The organism is Roseovarius lutimaris (genome assembly GCF_900115165.1).
Taxonomy (GTDB): Bacteria; Pseudomonadota; Alphaproteobacteria; order Rhodobacterales; family Rhodobacteraceae; genus Roseovarius; species Roseovarius lutimaris.
The window spans coordinates 118,323-136,162 of the sequence record NZ_FOVP01000013.1 but is presented as its reverse complement, the minus strand read 5'-3'; the positions used below and the strand labels follow the sequence as shown (position 1 = coordinate 136,162).

At 57.6% G+C, this 17,840-nt stretch carries 18 protein-coding genes and 1 tRNA gene; 8 read left to right on the top strand and 11 right to left on the bottom strand.

The window, feature by feature from the left end; translation table 11 throughout:
- Positions 1–704: GDP-mannose 4,6-dehydratase (gmd, locus tag BMZ91_RS12750; RefSeq protein ID WP_092839410.1), on the bottom strand; the 704-nt coding region annotated here is incomplete at its 3' end.
- 342 nt (positions 705–1,046) lie between these two features.
- The gene (locus tag BMZ91_RS12745) at positions 1,047–2,405 is read right to left on the bottom strand and encodes a sensor histidine kinase (protein WP_245736363.1); all 1,359 of its coding nucleotides are present in this window, start codon (positions 2,403–2,405) and stop codon (positions 1,047–1,049) included.
- Between the two features lie 186 nt (positions 2,406–2,591).
- Between BMZ91_RS12745 and BMZ91_RS12740 the strand changes: the two genes are divergently transcribed.
- The 3 genes from BMZ91_RS12740 to BMZ91_RS21800 all read left to right on the top strand — a co-directional run bounded on the left by BMZ91_RS12740 (position 2,592) and on the right by BMZ91_RS21800 (position 4,519).
- Positions 2,592–3,365 carry an acyl-homoserine-lactone synthase gene (locus BMZ91_RS12740; protein ID WP_092839404.1) on the top strand — a complete coding sequence of 258 codons (774 nt, stop codon included), beginning with the start codon at positions 2,592–2,594 and terminating at the stop codon, positions 3,363–3,365.
- 74 nt (positions 3,366–3,439) lie between these two features.
- Positions 3,440–3,580 (top strand): hypothetical protein, encoded by a 141-nt coding sequence (locus tag BMZ91_RS12735; RefSeq protein ID WP_245736361.1) that lies wholly within the window; start codon positions 3,440–3,442, stop codon positions 3,578–3,580.
- A gap of 579 nt (positions 3,581–4,159) precedes the next feature.
- Entirely contained in the window at positions 4,160–4,519 is a 360-nt protein-coding gene (locus BMZ91_RS21800; RefSeq protein WP_245736359.1) for a thermonuclease family protein, read from the top strand.
- Positions 4,520–4,836: 317 nt separating this feature from the next.
- Here the strand turns inward: BMZ91_RS21800 and BMZ91_RS12725 are convergent, their stop codons facing one another.
- From BMZ91_RS12725 to BMZ91_RS12700, 5 genes are all read right to left on the bottom strand, one after another.
- On the bottom strand, positions 4,837–5,664 hold the full coding sequence (locus tag BMZ91_RS12725) for a DUF481 domain-containing protein (protein ID WP_245736357.1): 828 nt from the start codon (positions 5,662–5,664) through the stop codon (positions 4,837–4,839).
- A 144-nt stretch (positions 5,665–5,808) separates the two neighbouring features.
- A complete protein-coding gene (locus BMZ91_RS12720) occupies positions 5,809–6,732 on the bottom strand; it encodes a LysR family transcriptional regulator (RefSeq protein ID WP_092839401.1) in 924 nt (307 codons plus the stop codon).
- A 352-nt stretch (positions 6,733–7,084) separates the two neighbouring features.
- Complete coding sequence (locus BMZ91_RS12710) at positions 7,085–7,927, bottom strand: tyrosine-type recombinase/integrase (RefSeq protein ID WP_177193866.1); 843 nt, start codon at positions 7,925–7,927, stop codon at positions 7,085–7,087.
- A 151-nt stretch (positions 7,928–8,078) separates the two neighbouring features.
- The gene (locus BMZ91_RS21480) at positions 8,079–8,252 is read right to left on the bottom strand and encodes a hypothetical protein (protein WP_177193865.1); all 174 of its coding nucleotides are present in this window, start codon (positions 8,250–8,252) and stop codon (positions 8,079–8,081) included.
- Between the two features lie 942 nt (positions 8,253–9,194).
- Positions 9,195–9,268 (bottom strand) — tRNA-Cys (locus BMZ91_RS12700).
- A 145-nt stretch (positions 9,269–9,413) separates the two neighbouring features.
- On the opposite strand from BMZ91_RS12700, the gene BMZ91_RS12695 reads away from it, so the two are divergent.
- The 3 genes from BMZ91_RS12695 (at position 9,414) to BMZ91_RS12685 (ending at position 12,679) form a co-directional block, all read left to right on the top strand.
- Entirely contained in the window at positions 9,414–10,067 is a 654-nt protein-coding gene (locus BMZ91_RS12695; RefSeq protein ID WP_092839389.1) for a protein-L-isoaspartate O-methyltransferase family protein, read from the top strand.
- Positions 10,068–10,125: 58 nt separating this feature from the next.
- Positions 10,126–11,523: a TolC family outer membrane protein gene (locus BMZ91_RS12690; RefSeq protein WP_092839387.1), complete on the top strand. Its 1,398-nt coding sequence runs from the start codon at positions 10,126–10,128 to the stop codon at positions 11,521–11,523.
- Between the two features lie 85 nt (positions 11,524–11,608).
- Positions 11,609–12,679: a hypothetical protein gene (locus BMZ91_RS12685; protein ID WP_092839384.1), complete on the top strand. Its 1,071-nt coding sequence runs from the start codon at positions 11,609–11,611 to the stop codon at positions 12,677–12,679.
- 100 nt (positions 12,680–12,779) lie between these two features.
- Here BMZ91_RS12685 and BMZ91_RS12680 read toward each other — a convergent pair whose 3' ends face one another.
- Together BMZ91_RS12680 and BMZ91_RS12675 are read right to left on the bottom strand one after the other, a co-directional pair.
- Positions 12,780–14,234, bottom strand: coding sequence for a cobyric acid synthase (locus BMZ91_RS12680; protein ID WP_092839381.1), 1,455 nt, complete (start codon positions 14,232–14,234; stop codon positions 12,780–12,782).
- Between the two features lie 158 nt (positions 14,235–14,392).
- On the bottom strand, positions 14,393–14,713 hold the full coding sequence (locus tag BMZ91_RS12675; protein ID WP_073195726.1) for a DUF6280 family protein: 321 nt from the start codon (positions 14,711–14,713) through the stop codon (positions 14,393–14,395).
- A gap of 216 nt (positions 14,714–14,929) precedes the next feature.
- Here BMZ91_RS12675 and efp point away from each other — a divergent pair, with 216 nt between their 5' ends.
- Entirely contained in the window at positions 14,930–15,493 is a 564-nt protein-coding gene (efp, locus tag BMZ91_RS12670; protein ID WP_092839378.1) for an elongation factor P, read from the top strand.
- A 152-nt stretch (positions 15,494–15,645) separates the two neighbouring features.
- Here efp and ygfZ read toward each other — a convergent pair whose 3' ends face one another.
- Positions 15,646–16,377 (bottom strand): CAF17-like 4Fe-4S cluster assembly/insertion protein YgfZ, encoded by a 732-nt coding sequence (gene ygfZ, locus BMZ91_RS12665; protein WP_092839376.1) that lies wholly within the window; start codon positions 16,375–16,377, stop codon positions 15,646–15,648.
- A 69-nt stretch (positions 16,378–16,446) separates the two neighbouring features.
- Here ygfZ and BMZ91_RS12660 point away from each other — a divergent pair, with 69 nt between their 5' ends.
- Positions 16,447–17,130, top strand: a complete 684-nt coding sequence (locus BMZ91_RS12660; protein ID WP_092839373.1) for a TIGR04283 family arsenosugar biosynthesis glycosyltransferase — start codon at positions 16,447–16,449, stop codon at positions 17,128–17,130.
- Here the strand turns inward: BMZ91_RS12660 and BMZ91_RS12655 are convergent.
- Positions 17,122–17,805: a fused DSP-PTPase phosphatase/NAD kinase-like protein gene (locus BMZ91_RS12655; RefSeq protein ID WP_092839370.1), complete on the bottom strand. Its 684-nt coding sequence runs from the start codon at positions 17,803–17,805 to the stop codon at positions 17,122–17,124. The two genes, BMZ91_RS12660 and BMZ91_RS12655, sit on opposite strands and share 9 nt — an antisense overlap.
- Between the last annotated feature and the right edge of the window lie 35 nt (positions 17,806–17,840).

The following is a 17,840-nucleotide window of genomic DNA, read 5'->3' as shown; positions in this document are numbered from 1 at the left end:
ATGCGGACATAATCCTTGGCATGGCCCCAGTCGCGCAGCGCGTCGATATTGCCCATGTAAAGACAGTCCTCGATGCCCTGCGCGATATTGGCCAGCCCGCGGGTGATCTTGCGGGTCACGAAGGTTTCGCCGCGGCGCGGGCTCTCATGGTTAAAGAGAATACCGTTGCAGGCATACATGCCGTAAGCCTCGCGGTAATTGACCGTGATCCAATAGGAATAAAGCTTGGCCACCGCATAGGGCGAGCGCGGGTGAAACGGGGTTGTCTCGGTTTGCGGGGTTTCCTGCACCAGACCGTATAGCTCTGATGTCGAGGCCTGATAAAAGCGCGTCGTCTTGTCCAGGCCGAGAAAGCGCACCGCCTCCAAAAGGCGCAGAGCCCCGATCGCATCGACATCGGCGGTATATTCCGGCGCCTCGAAACTCACCGCGACATGGCTTTGCGCGCCGAGATTGTAAATCTCGTCGGGGCGCACTTCCTGAATGATGCGGGTCAGGTTCGATGTGTCCGACAGATCGCCATAATGCAGGTGAAGCTTGGGGTTCCGCTCGTGCGGATCTTCATAGATGTGGTCAATCCGCTGCGTGTTGAACAGCGACGCCCGCCGCTTTATTCCGTGAACCTCATAGCCCTTTTCCAACAGGAATTCAGCCAGATACGACCCGTCCTGACCGGTAATGCCTGTGATCAGTGCTTTTTTCATGCGGCGCTCCTCAATTTACCAGCGGACTTTTTTGCCTTTCTAGCAAGACGGCCCGAAATACACACCCGTTGTTCTCAAGGCCGACAGCGCGGGGCCTATTGGTCGAATACGCCTTGCCCGCCACGTCAACCCGCCGTCACAAGCCGTTGGGCAAGGACCGTTCCCCCTGCTCCGTCAGGCTACCTCTTGCGGCAAGGCTATGGGGTTTCCAACCGGAAACTGGCGCCTTTGGGCGCAAGTACCACTCAGCATCACGCCCTAAACGCTCTGCCGCCTTCAAGGCGAAAGGTGGCTCGAACAAGCCCTTGAGGCCGCACGAAAGCGGGGCGGAGCCAAGTCACTTCAAACACTCAACATTTCGATGACGAATGTCGTTCCCTTTCCAAGGGCGCTTGTATAATTCATCCGAGCGTCATGGGCTTCGATGATGCGTTTTGAAATACTCAAGCCTAGCCCCGTTCCCTTGTGTTTCCGAGTATCAGAGGAATCTATTTGACCAAATTCCGCGAATATCTTGTCTTGGGAGCCTTCAGGGATGCCAATACCCTGATCGGCAATCGAAATGCGGATATGTTCATGCTTGCGCTCGATTGATACCGTAATATCGCCTTGCCCATTCGAGAACTTTGCCGCATTGGACAATAGGTTTTTGATTACCTGATCAATCCTCTTGGCATCGCATTTGACCCAGAATTCGCCCTCTTTAGCGTTTGTATTTACGACAACATTTTCGCTTTTAGCAAATGGTTCAAACTGTTCTATTGTTTCCAGTACCAATTGCCCAAGATCCACGGTCTCCATCATCAATTCCAGCCTACCACTCTCGATGCTTTGCAATAACAAGAGATCGTCTACGAGATCCGCCAATCGGTTCGAGTTCCGCTCCGCAATTTCGAAAGGGACACGCATTTTTTCGGGAACATCACCCAATGCGCCCGAACGGACAAGTGACAGCCCTCCTTTGATTGATGTCAGTGGTGTACGCAACTCGTGGCTGACGGTGGCGAGAAACTGGGTCTTGGCAATATAGGCAACCTTGGTTTTTTCATGTTCTTCTTCCAGTTTCAGGTGGCTCTTTTGGTAAGCAGAGTATCCTGTGAGAAAGGTCCGTGCGAGTTCGAACAAAAATCCTAGAACAAAAAAAATGGTGAAAAAATTCAGCCACAGTTCAGAAGACAAAGGAGGTGCAATGACCCATAAATCATAGGTTGGAATAAAGATGATTGCGGCGATATAGATCGACAGACGAAGTGCAAGCACTGGAATAAACTGGTGATTGTTCATCGTGGCGAAAATTGATGCTGAAACGAGTATGAACATTGGCATGAAATGCCCTGATTCAGAACTCTGTTGCAATGCAAACGAGACGGCAAATAGTGAAATCGCAATGGAACTGGTTATTGTCCCGAGATAAATTTTCCTAAGTGACGCGCGGACGTCGGCTTGTCGCCAAACGCGTAATGCCAAGATGCTTCGAAATGTATATCCATCATACACTTCGCACAGCATAACCAAGACATAGAAAACCGCAGCAGTAAGCCAGTCATAATATGCACCGGCCAGACCAGCAGCCACAGTGTAAATCACCAAGCGTTGAATAAAGAGCTTTATCCCAACTTTAGCGTATTCACGAATTCTACGCCTGATCGGCTTTAGGTCCTGGACCTCCGAAGGTGTGCCTTTGTCCAAAATACCCCGCAAATGTAAGCCCCCTCGATAGTCGGTGATACGACTTTGGGTTGCATTAAAGCAACATTTATCCACCTTAAGCTTTCCTAAAAGCACAATAGCGGCAAGATTGTGGCAAGATTACTTATCCGTGTCTATTACTCAGTAAAGTCTCGGAGAGAGACAGAAACTAGAATAACAATCAAGGCCGTATAATCCATGGGTTACCTGTCCCGTCATGCGCGACCTGCGTCTGCTCGAGAACTATTTCCGGAAATTTTGCCACCCGCATCAGACGCTAAGCAAGTGCGCCCGAAAGCTACATCCGCTCCAACCCACGCTTTGAAAGACCGTGGGGGCGACGAGCGAAATGATCGTATTCGCAGCACAGTTTTGTCCGTAAAAACCGCACATTTGTACGGCGAACTCTATGCGGATTTTCTTACCGCCCGAAAGCACGTGTTTATTGACGTCAAAGCCTGGGATCTTCCGCAGACCGACGAAATGGAGTTTGATCAATATGACACGCCGCAGTCCCGCTCCATCGTGTTGCACGAATATGGAAAGATACTCGCCGGGATAAGGATATTGCCAACAAAAGCGCGGTGCGGTTGTTATAGCTACATGCTGCGCGACGCACAGCTTGGCGTTATAAACAGCATCCCCCCTTATGTCCTTTATGAGGAAGCCCCTACAGCAGACTTTATTTGGGAAGCAACACGGCTCTTTATCTCAGCTGACGTGCCTGCTGCGCGCCGCCTCACCGTTCAAACACGACTTATGCTGGAAATGGCAAAGGCGGTTGTCGATGAGGGCGCAACACACGTCATTGGTATTGTCCCTTACGTTTTCAGACGTTGGCTTGATCGTATAGGTATGAGTGCACTACCAATAGGTCCGAAATTGACGATGGATGGAGATACCTCGCAGGCCGCAATCATGCACGTGGCTTCTTTTCATGACGCTTTGCCTCGTTCGTCGTCAGGGCATTAACCAAAGACGATTTAGGGAGACTGGCCTGGGCCTTATGGCCTATTGACCAGCATGCGCTGCGCTATCGTGGAGTGATGGAATTGGCATGGGCGGGCTGCACAGACGACGAAAACGCCAGCTACAGCGGCCACACATCCAAAGCGATGATCATTAAATATGCGGGCAAGGCGCGGCAAATCATGCGGGCGCGGCAGGCAGCAGCAAAGCGCAAATGACCCCGAACAGAACAGACACAGAACGTGAAATTGATACCAGAGGTGATACCCAATGAGCAGAGAAATTCATAACCCATTGATTTTATTGGAGGCGAGTACCGGAATCGAACCGGTGTACACGGATTTGCAAAACTAGGTATATAGCTGATTTTAAATGAATTTATGTTTAGAAGTGGTGCGTTTTCCGGCGGAACATACGATGAATGTTTAGACACCGCAGGCACGGTTTACTGTGACTAAAACACCGTTTCACCGGCTATCTTTGGTCGTCTTCATTCACCGGCATTGGGCAGTTCGGTGTTGACGGTCGTCATAAAATGGACCCATTTTGAAGCGAACAAATTCTCCTTAATCAGCTTTGAGGTGTCTAATTTGCTCCGAATGCTTATTCGTGCGTTGTTTTCCAACCGCCCCGCGAAACGGCGGGAGCCGCCGCGATCCCGCAAAATTGTCACCCCTGTTCCACGACCCGCGCGTCAGCCGATACCGTCACAGCCTGTTGCGCCGCGCACTCAGGCACCCAAGCCTGCCCAAGCCCCGAGCCATCCACACGAGACTACGCTCACAGGGAAATGCTACGTGGTCGATGGAGATACGATCCGGATCGGAAAAGTGAGCTTGCGCTTGGCGGGTATCGACGCGCCAGAGCTTGAGCATCCTTGGGGCAAAAAGGCGAAATGGGAGTTAGTGAGCCTTTGCAAGGGGCAAATCATTACTGCCGAGATCGAGCCGGAATTGTCCTATGACCGGCTGGTCGCAACCTGCTTTCTGCCGGATGGTCGCGATCTAAGCGCGGAAATGGTCCGCATGGGAATGGCGCTCGACTGGCCCAAGTTCTCTGGTGGAAAGTACAAACACTTGGAACCAGAAGGCGTGCGCAAGAAACATTGGAAAGCGGCTGCCAGACAGCGTGGGCATATGCAAGTTTTCCATAAATGAGGAAAGGTTTCGGCCTAGAGCTGACTTTGGCCGCTCCCTACAACGCTGCGATGCAGCTTCTCGAAAGCGGACTTTGATTCCGTGAGCCCCATTCTCGTCTCCGGGGCAGAGATGAAGCAGGCTCGCCAGAACGCGGTGATCGAGGTCCTCGTTGGCCCGGATTCATCGGTGACGGGCCGCGGCCTGGAAGACCTTGGTTGGCGTCGCAAGTATACGCCGGGCAGCGGTGGGGACCGACTTTGAGCTGCGACGTGTGGGTTTCGCCCACAAAAAGGGGCAGATTTCTCTGCCCCGATTTGATTTTGGGTAACGCTAACTTAGAAGCTGACGATCATCGACACGTTGAGTGAGTTGTCGGTGTCTTTCAGGCCGGGTAGTGGGTCGTTGATCCATTCGGTCCGCAGGCCCACGCGGGTTGAAAGTACGTCGGTCATTTTGAATGTCACGCCGAGATCGTTCACAAGTGTAATGTCTGCTTGAGAGAACAGGACATCGGTATCGAGCGTCAGAAAAACCGAGTCGGTCAACTTCTGAAATACGCGCGATGATGCGATGCCTGCAACGTCAGTGTCTTCATTGCCATTTTGATCTTCGACATAGCGAACACCGGGGCCGGCTTGTACGCGCCAGGTCATGTTGGGGTTGTTGACGATACGGTAACCCGGACCTGCACCAAGGAACGCGTCGTATTTGTTGGTATCGAATCCGTCATAGGCAAAACTACCCAGACCAAAGATGTAGGCCCTTTCGGTCAGATAACGGTTAGCTTCGTAGGTAAGGAAAGCCTCTTCCTTGTTTTTGTCATTGTTATCTTCGGCGTACTGGCCCAAGAATCCGATCGAGTGGTTCCAAGGACCATTACCATAGCGCAGACGCCCGGCAATTGTCCCATCGATCGTGTCGGTGTTGCCCGAAGTTCCGTTGAGACCAATCGAAAAGCTACCGGCCCAACCCTGAGCGAACTGGTTGGTGCCGTAGCGGCCACTATCCAGATTGTTGTCCAGTTCCTGGTTAATCTCGTACTGGGCATCTTCAATGCTGTCATCAAGGCTTTCGATACCGACGACCCGGCCTTGCGAATATGCTGGGGCAGCAAGCAGCAGCGCCAGAGTCGAGGCTGTGGCGAATTTCGTTACATTTTTCATGGGTCATTCCTCTCCCAAAAAGGTGACCCGCTCAGTTCATTTGAACGGGAGCATCTCTGCTGAGAGTGGAAATACGAACGCCCAACACATTAGGGAAATTCAATTTACTTATGCTTAAAACGAGTATTACTTGTTAGATGGGACTCACCCATCGCCGAGTACGCCAACCGTCTGAGATTTACTGATTTTTCGTAGTTGGCCCAAAACGGTCTCTTGCTCGGCATCCAGATTTGCAGTGACAAATGCGAGCGCGGACTGTGCTGTTTTTGCAACTTCCTCATCGAGGTCTTCGCGCCAGACCGCCCAGAAAGGATAGGGAAATAGCGGTGCGTCAGGGACAAGATGCAGTTCCCCGCTGTCAATGTAGCGTTTGACAAATCGGGCAGGTAAATAAGCGGCGTAATTCCGGGAGAGGATGAATTTGATTGCCAGCGCGCCAAGCGAAAATGTCAGGCCGGGGTTCGTGAGCTCAGGCAATTCGATCGAATGCGCCTGAACAAACTCCGGCCCCCAATCAATAAACAGATAACGCCCCTTCAGATCCATGGTCGGTTCTGGCCACGGCGCAACCAGAACCAACTCATCTTCCATGACCTTATGTGCCGTAAACCCCGGTCGTAGCTGCGGCGTATAGAGAAGGGCCACATGAACCATACCTTCGGTCATGAACCGCGTCAGACGATCTGGCATGCCCAGCTCGGCGCGCAAATTCAGATCCGGCATCGTCTCGCGCAACCTGTCTATCCACCGAAAGCCGACTCGCGGCCAAAGCGAATATTGCGCGCCTATCGTAAGGCTTTTTCGATATCCCTCGGGTATGGCGACCTTTTGTCGGGCCTCTGCCCAGATTCTGATCAGGCTCAGAGCGTAACTTTCAAATTCCCGTCCTGCGGCAGTCAGCTCCGCGCCCGATTTGGACCGGGTGAACAGTGGCCGCCCCAGAGAGTCTTCCAGGCGCTGGATGCGTAATGATACAGCAGACTGGGTCACAAACAGGCGTTCCGAAGCGGAAACGAATGATCCGGAGGCGGCGACTTCCAGGAATGTCTTAATAAGAGTGATGTCCATAACTCAAACATGAGCATTTCTCTTATTAGACGCAATTTATATTCGTTATACGTCCCTTACCCCAAAACCCGAAATTTTTTGTGCGTGACGACCCTGAAGTTGCCAGACACTTGGCTTCGGAAGGTTTTCCACTCATTTGGGATGATTTCCCGGAAGACCTTCAGGATCGCATTGGTCTCTTTGCGGCCATGCGGCGGCGCAGAGTGATGCCCCGTTTGAGGGTTGCCTGAATGTCGGCTTTTAATGTTACGGGATGGTTGGCTCGCGCTTGCGGCGAATGGCCGGAATCCGCCCTTTTCGAAGGGGCTTAGTGTCAATCATCTCGCCACGACAGTCGGCTGGGTGCCGTCTCTCAGGGCCGATGCTGTTCTGTCCGCATCTGCTGCGCCTGCACCGCGCGGATGCGCTGACGGACCTTCTTTGTGTAGTGCTGGACCATCGCGGGGCTTTGGCCCGTCACCGCCGCGATCAGGTCGTCACCGCAACCGGCTTCCAGAAGCTCACAGGCAGCGTTGTAGCGCCAACTGTGAATATCGTAGGCCAAGGCTCCGATTTGCTCTCTGACCTTCCTGACGGCCGCTGAGGCGCCTCTATAGGACCAGCGGTTCGTGCCCCGCTCATTTGTCAGGATGTAGACCGAGTGGCGGCTGGCGGCGTCGAGCGCGGCCTGTAGCTCGGGCAGGATCGGCACCCAAAGCTCTTTTGAGGTTTTGCTTTGCCGGACCCAGACAGCGCCGTTTTCGATGTTCGACCAGCGCATGGTCAGAACGTCGCCAATCCTCTGGCCAGTGCCAACGCAAAGCTCCATGACGAGGCGTTCTCTGGTGCCGAGGGGGCAATGTGCCCGGTAGACGTCGAGAAGCTCGCGCGGCCAAGGCTCGCGCTCTGTTTTGGCGGTTTTGATTTCGGGCACCCCACGGGCCGGATTGGTTTCCCGCCAGCCAAGGTCAACGCAGTGTTCCATGAGGACACGCAACACGCGGAGCGAATAATTGGCGAAATAGGCTTTCTCGGCGTTCGAGTCGCGTAGGCGGATCACGTCCTTGCGCTGCATCTTGGCCGGGTTCGCATCGCCCATGATCTCGCGAAAGAAGTCGAGGTACTTGTCGTAATCCAGACCGGTGCGCGGCTTGAGGTTCTTGTATCGCGGGGATTTTCTATAGTGGTCGATCAACGCCCCAAAATTGCGGGTCACCACTTTGCGGGGCCTGTCCTTTTGAGAGAGTATGCCAGCATACTCTGTCCAGAATTCCGCCGTTCCAAATTCGGATTGGAACTTTTGCGACGGCCAGCCGCGCCGTTGGAAGTAAATACCATTGCTTTGCCTGTAGACGTGCTTTGGAAGTTCACGTTTTGCCATGGCGCATATCTATCCTGTCGAAATCATCGCCATCATGCTCCGTGGCGAGGACAATCTCAATCTTTCTCCCTTCCACGATGACACGGCTGACCGACTTGCCCGCGTTTTCGAAGGCGGTGAGCAGGCTGAGAGCCGATTGTTCGAGTTTGGTGGACGCCATCTTTTCACACCCCCCAAAAGGACAGGGATGCTGCGCGTTGGACCGCTGAAGCATTCCACCACGTTTCCGAGCAGCGCGATATCATCGCGATCTGCATAAAAACGCCAGTGATCCTATTCATGGTCATAGCCAGCCCCTCGGAATTTCAGTTCGCGCGCCGGTTCGGACGAATGGGAAACCCATGCAAACTGTTCTGAGGTTGACGCTAGGACGTAACGGTCACTGGGAGCAAATCGGACATCACGGCGAGCCACCACTAGAGTTATATAGAAACGTGTAACAATTGAAACATTATGTTACCTCACTCCGAGAACTTGAGCCGATCTCGTCACCTCGAGATAAGGATTGCGGCAAGTGCTCTTTACTCCCCTACGTTTCTTGTCGTTGCCACCACTAGAGGGATATACTACCAAGAAGGGGGATATCCGGCCCGCCCGCTCGAAGATCGAGCGGTCGGGCAGGGTGGCGCGCCCGGTTTTACCGGAGGCGCGGGACAAGGAAGTCTAGGGCGATGCTCGCAAGCTGCGCGTCGCCCTGGACAACCTTGTCTGCGAGGGGGGAGACCAAAGGCTGATGGAAACCTTCGGACACACCCCCGCTTGCGCGGGGACCCCCGTGCCCGAAACGCCTCTGGCTTTACAGCGCATCGCGTCAACGCTGCGGCTCCGCCGCTGAGTGCGGCAGCGCCAGTGCACCGCGAACCGTCAAACCACATGCTTAGAAAGTGAGAGCCAGCGCGCGCGGGGCGAACGCTAGGGCGTGCTGACTGGCTAGCTGTGATTTTCTGCTGCGTGCCGTAGCTGACACAGCGCTATTTTTCAGAGCTTAGGCGGTGTTCTTTTACGCCGAAAAAGCGAACAGAACAAAAACAGAATGTTTAGACAATTGTTTAGACGCGCCGGGGCGCGTTTTTCAGAAATCAGCTAAGTGGTTGATTTTAAATGGAGGCGAGTACCGGAATCGAACCGGTGTACACGGATTTGCAATCCGCTGCGTAACCACTCCGCCAACTCGCCGCCGACCGTGGTTGATGTCGATTATCTGATCGCTCGGGCCTGTGCAAGTGGGCAATCAGCGGTTTTCGCCATGGCTAGGCGTTGCCGCCGGGCGGGTTCTGTGCCAAAACCCGATCATAGGATTCCGAAGCCGAGAGTTTAGCTCATGACAGATTATGCCGCCCGGCGCACGATGATGGTGGATACGCAGGTCCGCCCCTCGGATGTGACGAAATTTCCGATCATCGACGCCATGCTTGCCGTGCCACGCGAGGCCTTCGTGCCGCGGGCTCTGCGCGAAGCCGCCTATATGGGGGAAAATGTCGATATCGGCGGCGGGCGCGTGATGCTTGAGCCGCGCACATTGGCCAAAATGCTAGATGCGCTTGAGATTGAAGGCGATGATCTTGTTCTCGATATCGGCCCCGGTCTCGGGTATTCCTCGGCGATCATGGCACGCATGGCCGAGGCGGTTGTCGCGGTCGAAGATGACGCCGACCTGGCGCAGGAGGCACAACGCGTGTTGGCCGATAATGGGGCCGATAACGTGATCATGCATGAGGGGGCTTTGGCGCAGGGCGCGCCGGATCATGGCCCCTATGACGTGATCACCATTCAGGGCGCGGTCGAGCATCTGCCCGAGGCCCTGACAGATCAGTTGAAAGAGGGCGGGCGGATTGCCTGTCTGTTCATGGAGGGCGCGCTTGGCGTGGTGCGGATCGGCTATAAGATCGACGGTGCGATCAACTGGCGCTTTGCCTTCAATGCCGGGGCGCCGGTCATGCCCGGATTCGAACGCCACGCGGCGTTTACGCTTTGAACCGGGCCTGTTGCGGCCTCCGATCAGCAGCTCAAGGGAGCGGACGTTGAAACTTAAGATGACAGTCACATCCATTGGCACCGCTCTTGGGCTTGCTGTGCTGTTGTCGGCGCCGCTTGCCGCGCGCGCCGAAACGCTCGCGGATGCCCTCAAAAGCGCCTATATCAACAGCGGCCTGCTTGATCAGAACCGCGCCTTGTTGCGTGCCGCCGATGAGGATGTGGCGCAGGCGGTTGGCGGGCTGCGCCCGATCATCGACTGGAGCACCGATGTCAGCCACGATTTCGGTCGCACCCGAAGCTTTGGCGTGTCTCGAAGCACCAGCAGCACAAGCGCTAACCTTGGCGTCACGGCAAGCCTTCTGATCTATGATTTCGGTCGCACAAATCTGATTGTCGAAGCGACCAAGGAAACGGTTCTTGCGACACGCCAAACTCTGATCAGCATTGAGCAACTCGTGCTGCTGACCGGCGTGAATGCCTATATGAACGTGATCCGCAACAGCGAATTCGTGGCGTTGCGCGAAAACAACCTGCGGCTTTTGCGCCAGGAACTGCAGGCCGCCCAGGATCGCTTTGAGGTCGGCGAAGTGACCCGCACCGATGTCGCCCAGGCCGAGGCCGCCGTTGCCAGCGCGCAAAGCGGGCTTGCCGGGGCGCAGGGTGATCTTGCCCGCGCGGTCGAAGAATTCCGCTCGGCCATCGGGCGCAGCCCCGGCGCGCTCAGATCGCCGACGGCGATGCCTGACCTCTCGGGCGATGTCCAGGCGGCCAAATCCGTGGCAATGCGCCGCCATCCCGATCTGTTGAAGGCCCAGCATGATGTCGCTGCGGCCGAGCTGAATATTCAGGCGGCGGCAGCGGCGATGAAGCCCTCGCTGAGCCTGACAGGACAGCTTGGCGTCAGTGAGGAGCTGTCCGGAAGCGATTATACCAATAGCGGCAGTGTCGGCGTGGAATTGCGCGGCCCGATCTATCAGGGCGGGCAGCTTAGCTCCGCCAGACGACAGGCGATGGCACAGCGTGATGCGCAGCGCGGCGCACTGCATCTTGCGGGCCTTCAGGTGACACAGGATGTGGGCGATGCCTATGCCAACCTGCGCGCCGCCCGTGCCAGCCGCGAGGCCAGCCGCGAAGAAGTGCGCGCCGCCACGGTTGCCTTTGAAGGGGTGCGCGAAGAGGCCAAGCTTGGCGCGCGCACTACGCTTGATGTGCTGGATGCCGAGCAGGATTTGCTGGACGCCAAGGCCAACCTGATTTCGGCGAATGCCGATGTGGTCATTGCGGCCTATTCGGTGCTGTCCTCGATCGGGGAATTGACGGCGAAGGATCTGAACCTTGGGGTGCAGACCTACGACCCGAATGCCTATTACGATTTGGTCAAGGACGCCCCGGTTGACATGAGCCCGCAGGGCAAAAAGCTTGACCGCGTTCTGCGCGCAATCGGCAAAAACTAAAACTCTTCCTAATCGATTGTGTGAATCGGTTGTGCGAAAAGGCCCTCAGGGGTAAGCTGTGATCAGGCAAGAGTGGTAGTTGAAAATGTCCGACCCCGTGACCAATGTGGAAATCGAGGATGTGCTGTCCTCTATCCGGCGACTTGTGTCGAATGGCCAGGACAGTGTTTCTGTTCAGCCCGAGCCGATGGACACGCCAAAGGCCGAGACCGCAAACAGGCTTGTTTTAACGCCATCCTTGCGCGTCGACGACCGCGACGGCGTCGATCAGTCAGGCATTGCTCCACCTCAGGACGACTCCGACCAACATCGGCCCGACCCGCAAGACGGCGCGGCCTCGGGTCGCGAGGCTCGCGTCGATGCTGTTGAAGATGCTGCGCAGGAGGAGGTCAGCATGGCCGCCGCTGTGGATGAAGATCACGCCGAGGCACTCAAGAGTGACGCGCTGCGCCTCGGCGACGAAGATTGCGCAACGCAAGACGACCGGACCCAAGACGACCAGATCGAGGCCCCGGCCGAGCCGCATCATGACGCGACCGCGCCTGAGGGTGATATCTGGCTGGACGCGGTCGATCCCGCATTCGAGGCCGATGAAGCCATGCAAGAGGATGACGACGCAACCGCCTCTGCCGATCAGGGTCAGGCCGCCGCTGATGCAGGCACAGCTGATGAGAGCGAATCACAGGACGATACTGCCTTGCTCAGCGACCTGGAAGCGCAGGCAGCCGAGTTTGAGGCGGCTGTTGCCAGCCGTGACGATCAATGGGAACCCGACGGCGAATCGGAGGATGATTACGCTGGCGGCCGGGTGACGTCGCTTTCATGGAGTGACGAAGGCGACCGGGCCGACGCCCCGGACGAAGAAGAGCTGTCGGCCGATCCAGATTGGGCCGAGGCCGATGAGGTTGCCTCGTTCCGGCATGCGCAGACATGGGAGCGCGAGGCGATGCCGGTCCCGCCGGTGGAAGACTGGGGCGAAGATAGCGGCATGATGCTTGACGATGCGGTTCTCGACGAAGAGGCGCTGCGCGATATGGTGTCTGAAATCGTGCGCCAGGAATTGCAGGGCGCCCTTGGCGAACGGATCACCCGCAACGTGCGCAAACTTGTCCGCCGCGAAATCCACCGCGCGTTGGCAAGTCAGGATATGGATTAGCGTATATTGCTCAAAAGTGGGGCCCGGTTTTGAGCTACTCGAACATGCGAAATCAATAGGTCAGAGCATGTCACGTGAATTCGAATGAACGCGACGGGCTCTAGGCCGTCGGCTCGGCGCTGAGCGATAGCAGCAGATCCAGATCCATATGACGTTCAAGATGTGCGGCAAGCGCATCGAGCGTCTCTTCGACATTTTCGCCATAGCTCAGGCCTGACGCGGCCCCAAGATCGCCAAGAAAGGCCGCGCGAAAGGCGTCGCTGGCAAACAGCCCGTGCAGATAGGCACCGCGCACCCGACCATCCACCGTGGCCGCGCCTTCGGGACGCTCGCCAATCGCCAGCCACGCGCGATCACAATCGGGCCCGGTGGTGTGGCCAAGGTGGATTTCGTAACCCTCCACCTGGTCACCCGTCGCCAGATAGGTGGCGCTGGTCAGCGCCAGCCGTTTTTCGGGGCGCATGGTGGTGATCACATCGAGATGGCCAAGGCCCGCCACCGAAGAGGGGGGACCCTCGATGCCTTTGGGGTCGTTGATCTGTTGGCCAAGCATCTGATAGCCACCGCAAATGCCCAAGACATGCCCGCCGCGCCGGATATGAGCGGCAAGGTCGATATCCCAGCCATTGCGCCGGAAATCCGCAAGATCGGCGATGGTGGATTTGCTGCCGGGGATCAGCACCAGATCGGCGTCGCCGGGCAGGGGCTGACCGGGCTGGACGATTTCGACGCTCAGGTCCGGCTCGCCCGAGAGCGGATCGAGGTCATCGAAATTGGCGATCCGCCCAAGGCGGGGCACCGCCACCTTGAAGGCGCCGCCCCTGGTCGAGGCGATATCCATCACATCCTCGGCGGGCAGGCGCCAGGCCTGATCAAACCACGGGATGACCCCAAGCGAGGGCCAGCCGGTGCGCGTGGTGATCTCGGTCACGCCCTCGTCAAACAGGCTGACGTCGCCCCGGAACTTGTTGATTGCAAAGCCTTTGATATGCGCGGCGTCGGCGGCGGGCAGAACCGCCTGCGTGCCGACGATCTGGGCGATCACGCCGCCCCGATCAATATCGCCGACAAGGATCACCGGGACGCCCGCGGCCTCGGCAAAGCCCATGTTGGCAATGTCGCCCGCGCGCAGGTTGATCTCGGCGGGGCTTCCGGCGCCTTCGATCAGGACAAGGTCGGTCCCTTGGCAAAGGCGGTGAAAACTTTCCAGCGCCGGGGCCAGAAGCTGGGGTTTGGCCTTTGCGTAATCGCGTGCGCGCAGGGTGGCAAAACGTTTGCCCTGTACGATGACCTGCGCGCCGATGTCGGATTCAGGCTTGAGCAGCACCGGGTTCATATCGGTATGGGGCGCGCGCCCGGCGGCGAGGGCCTGAAGCGCCTGCGCGCGACCAATCTCGCCGCCATCGCAGGTGACGGCGGCGTTGTTCGACATGTTCTGCGGCTTGAACGGGGCGACGCCAAGACCGCGCAGGCGATAGGCGCGGGCAAGCCCGGCCACCAGCATCGACTTGCCCACATTCGAGCCCGCCCCTTGTATCATGATCGCGCGCGCCATGGCCTGTTCCCCGCTTGCTCTTGCGGGATTGATACAAAGGCGGCGCGCCCGGTGAAAGCGATGATTGGGCGTACGCCGTGGTTTTCCGCACCCCCGGACAAGCAAAAGCCCCGCCAGTTATGGCAGGGCCTTTGAAAAGCTACGGTGGTTTGGCGCGGTCAGGCCGCTTCGGCCTGGGCCGCAGCATTGCGACGTTCGCTCTCTTCACGCGACAGCGCGACCGAGGTACGTACACCTTTGGCGACAAAATCCATCAACCCCGAAACAACACGTTCGTTCGGGTCGATACCGGCGCAAGACAAGACTTCGCGGCCATCGCGTGAGCGCGCCCAACGGGCGATCTGCTCGGGGCCATTGCCGTATTTCTTGTCGTCGGAAATTGCATCATCCAGCGCGGCCAGTACAACGGCCGCAAAAAGTTTACGTGCACGATTGCCCTGTTCGCTCTTGAACGCTGTGCCGTCAACGAAATCCTTCATCATTCGTCCTTGTTCTTATTGCTCTTGTGTTTTGGGCGTGGCGCTCCTTATGGCGGAGATTTACTGATTCGGATAGAGCGTATACGCATAACTTATATGCAAATTGTGCATATCTCGCCTCCGCGAAAACGATATCTCGTTGTCTTGCCACCCATCGTAACGCCAGATATAGGTGCCATAGACTTCTTATCAACCTTTTGTCATGGTTTGGACGCAATGCCTAAGATCAACGGAAACGAAATCCGCCCCGGTAACGTATTGGAGCATAACGGTGGCCTTTGGGCTGCGGTCAAGGTGGATCATGTCAAACCCGGCAAGGGGGGCGCGTTTGCTCAGGTTGAAATGCGCAACCTGCGAAACGGTTCAAAACTGAACGAACGCTTCCGCAGCGCCGACAAGGTCGAGCGGGTGCGGTTGGAACAGAAAGACCAGCAGTTCCTCTATGAGGAAAACGGCAAGCTGGTGTTCATGGATATCGAAACCTATGAGCAGATCGAATTGCCCGCAGACCTGCTCGGGGATCGCCGCCCGTTCCTTCAGGACGGCATGACGATCACGGTCGAATTTCACGAAAGCGAGGCGTTGCATGCGTCCCTGCCGCAAAAGGTGACCTGCAAGATCGTCGAGACCGAGCCGGTCGTTAAAGGCCAGACCGCCGCCAACAGCTTCAAGCCCGCCGTTCTGGACAATGGCGTCAAGGTGATGGTGCCGCCGTTCGTGGGCGTCGATGAGGATATCATCGTCAACACCGAGACGATGGAATACGCAGAGCGCGCGTAACCGCTGACGCAATATACCAGATGACAGAGGCCCCCGATGTGGGGCCTCTTCTCGTTCGGGCGCGCGTTCGGTGTGGTCACGTAGGGTGGGTGAAACCCACGCTCGTTCTTGAACTCGGCCCAAAGAAGCGTGGGTTTCACCCACCCTACGGGTTAGATCGGATCAATGCGTGCTGTGTCGGCCGTCATCCCAGCAACGGCGCGATCAAAGCGCAAATAGGCAATCGCGCGATTGCCCGACTGTGTGTAAAGCGTACCGGCCGCCTTGCCATCGGGCGTGGAAATGTCGGTGCCGACCGGGGCCGCGCCGTCGATCGCCACGGTGGTCAGGCCCTTGCGCAGCTCGGTCTTGTGTTTCATCCGCGCCGTGACTTCTTGGCCCACGTAACAGCCCTTGCGAAAATCAACACCGTCTAGCCGCTCAAGCCCGGCCTCAAGGATAAAGCTGTCGGGGGTCAGCTCAACCCCGGTTTCGGGGATGCAATGGGCCACTCGGATCGCATCGAAATCCGTGCCGTCATCGCCAGCCTTATCGCCGTAGAGCCGCCAGCCCATTTCGGGATGGCGCGGGTCGCTCAGGGCGCCCTCGGGGGCGGGGCCGGTTCCGCGCCAGACCTGGCGGTCGGTCTCGGCAATGGTCACATCCGAGCGCAGTTTGTACATGCCAAGACGTTGCGCCAGAGGGGCGGCAAGGCTGCTGTCGACATCAAGCCAGATCGCCTCTCCCTGCGAGAGCAGAAAGAAATCCGCCAGGTATTTGCCCTGCGGTGTCAGCATCGCGGCATAGACAAGCCCCTTATCGAGGCGTGTGATGTCATTGGTGATCAGGCCTTGCAGAAAATGCGCGGCGTCTGACCCGGTGATTTCCAGAATGCTGCGTGTCATTCGCCTCTCCCACTGGTGGTCCGGGTGTAATATAGGTCTGTCAGGCGAAGACAACAGGGGGGGGGCCTCATGCGCGCAGCTTTAACCGTGGTGATCCCGACATTGAATGCCGATGCGGCCCTGCCGGCCTGCCTTGCGGCCTTGATCGAGGGGCTTGAGGCGGGGCTGATCCGGGAGCTGGTGATAAGCGATGGCGGATCGGGGGATGCCACGCTTGCGATTGCCGATGCGGCCGGTGCGGTGATCGTGCAGGGCGCGCCCTCGCGCGGCGGGCAATTGCGGCGCGGCGCCAAGGTGGCGGCGGGCGAGTGGCTTTTGTTCCTGCATGCCGACACGGTTTTGCCTGCTGGCTGGTCCGGGGCGGTGAGCGATCACATGGCGCGCGGCGGGGCGGCCTATTTCCGGCTTGGGTTTGATGCGGGCGGCGGCATGGCGTGGTTTGTGGCGGGCTGGGCCAATCTGCGCTCGCGGCTTTTTGGGCTGCCTTACGGCGATCAGGGCCTGTTGATATCACGCACCGAATATGACGCGGTGGGGGGCTACCCGGATATCGCGCTGATGGAGGATGTGGCGATGGCGCGCGCCCTGCGCGGTCGCCTTACCGCTCTGCCGCTTCGGGTGCGCACAAGTGCGGCGCGGTATCGGCGCGATGGCTGGCTGCGGCGCGGCGGGCGCAACCTGATCCTGTTGTGCCGGTATTTTCTGGGCGCTGATCCGGCCCGCCTTGCGGCGCGCTATCGCGCCTCAAAATAGCGGTTTGTGCGTCGCGTGATAGGCCGCCTGAAGGGCGTCCGGGTCGTATTCACTGGCGATCCACTCTTCAAAGCCGATCGGGCTTTGGGCATTGCGGGCCTCGTACTGGTCAAGGATGTAGTCCAGAATGCCGGTGCGGGACCATTTGAAGTGCCAGAACCGCGCCGCAAGCATCTTGCGCGCCTCGGCCAGGGGGCGGCGTTCAATCACCAGAAGATAGATCGCCGCGGCAAACCCGGCCCGGTCAGCGCCGGATTTGCAATGCATCACAAAGGGTTTCTCGATCTCGCGAAAGGCATGGATCAACGCAAGTATGGTCTCGGGCGGGGCGGCATCGCGGGCCTGAAGCGCGCAATTGACAAGGGTCAGCCCAAGCGTGCGACAGCTTTCTTCCTCAACCAGGTAATGCGCCGCCCCCGCCGCCCCGCGCAGGTTCAGAACCGTGCGCACCCCTGCGGCGCTGAGCCGCTCGAAACGCTCATGCGTCGGCTGGTTCGACCGGTACACCCCCGGTGCGACCTGAAAGCAATTGCTCCAGACCCTGCGCAGAACCGCATGATCGAACCACAGGTTATAGATCTCGGCGCGTCGGCGGTTCTCCGGGGTCGAAAGGTCGGTATTATAAGACGCCCGCAGCGCGCGCTCCCAATTGGAAATCCGTTTGAAAAGGCTCATACGGGCAAGGCTCTTTGATTGGCGGGGGCGGCTTG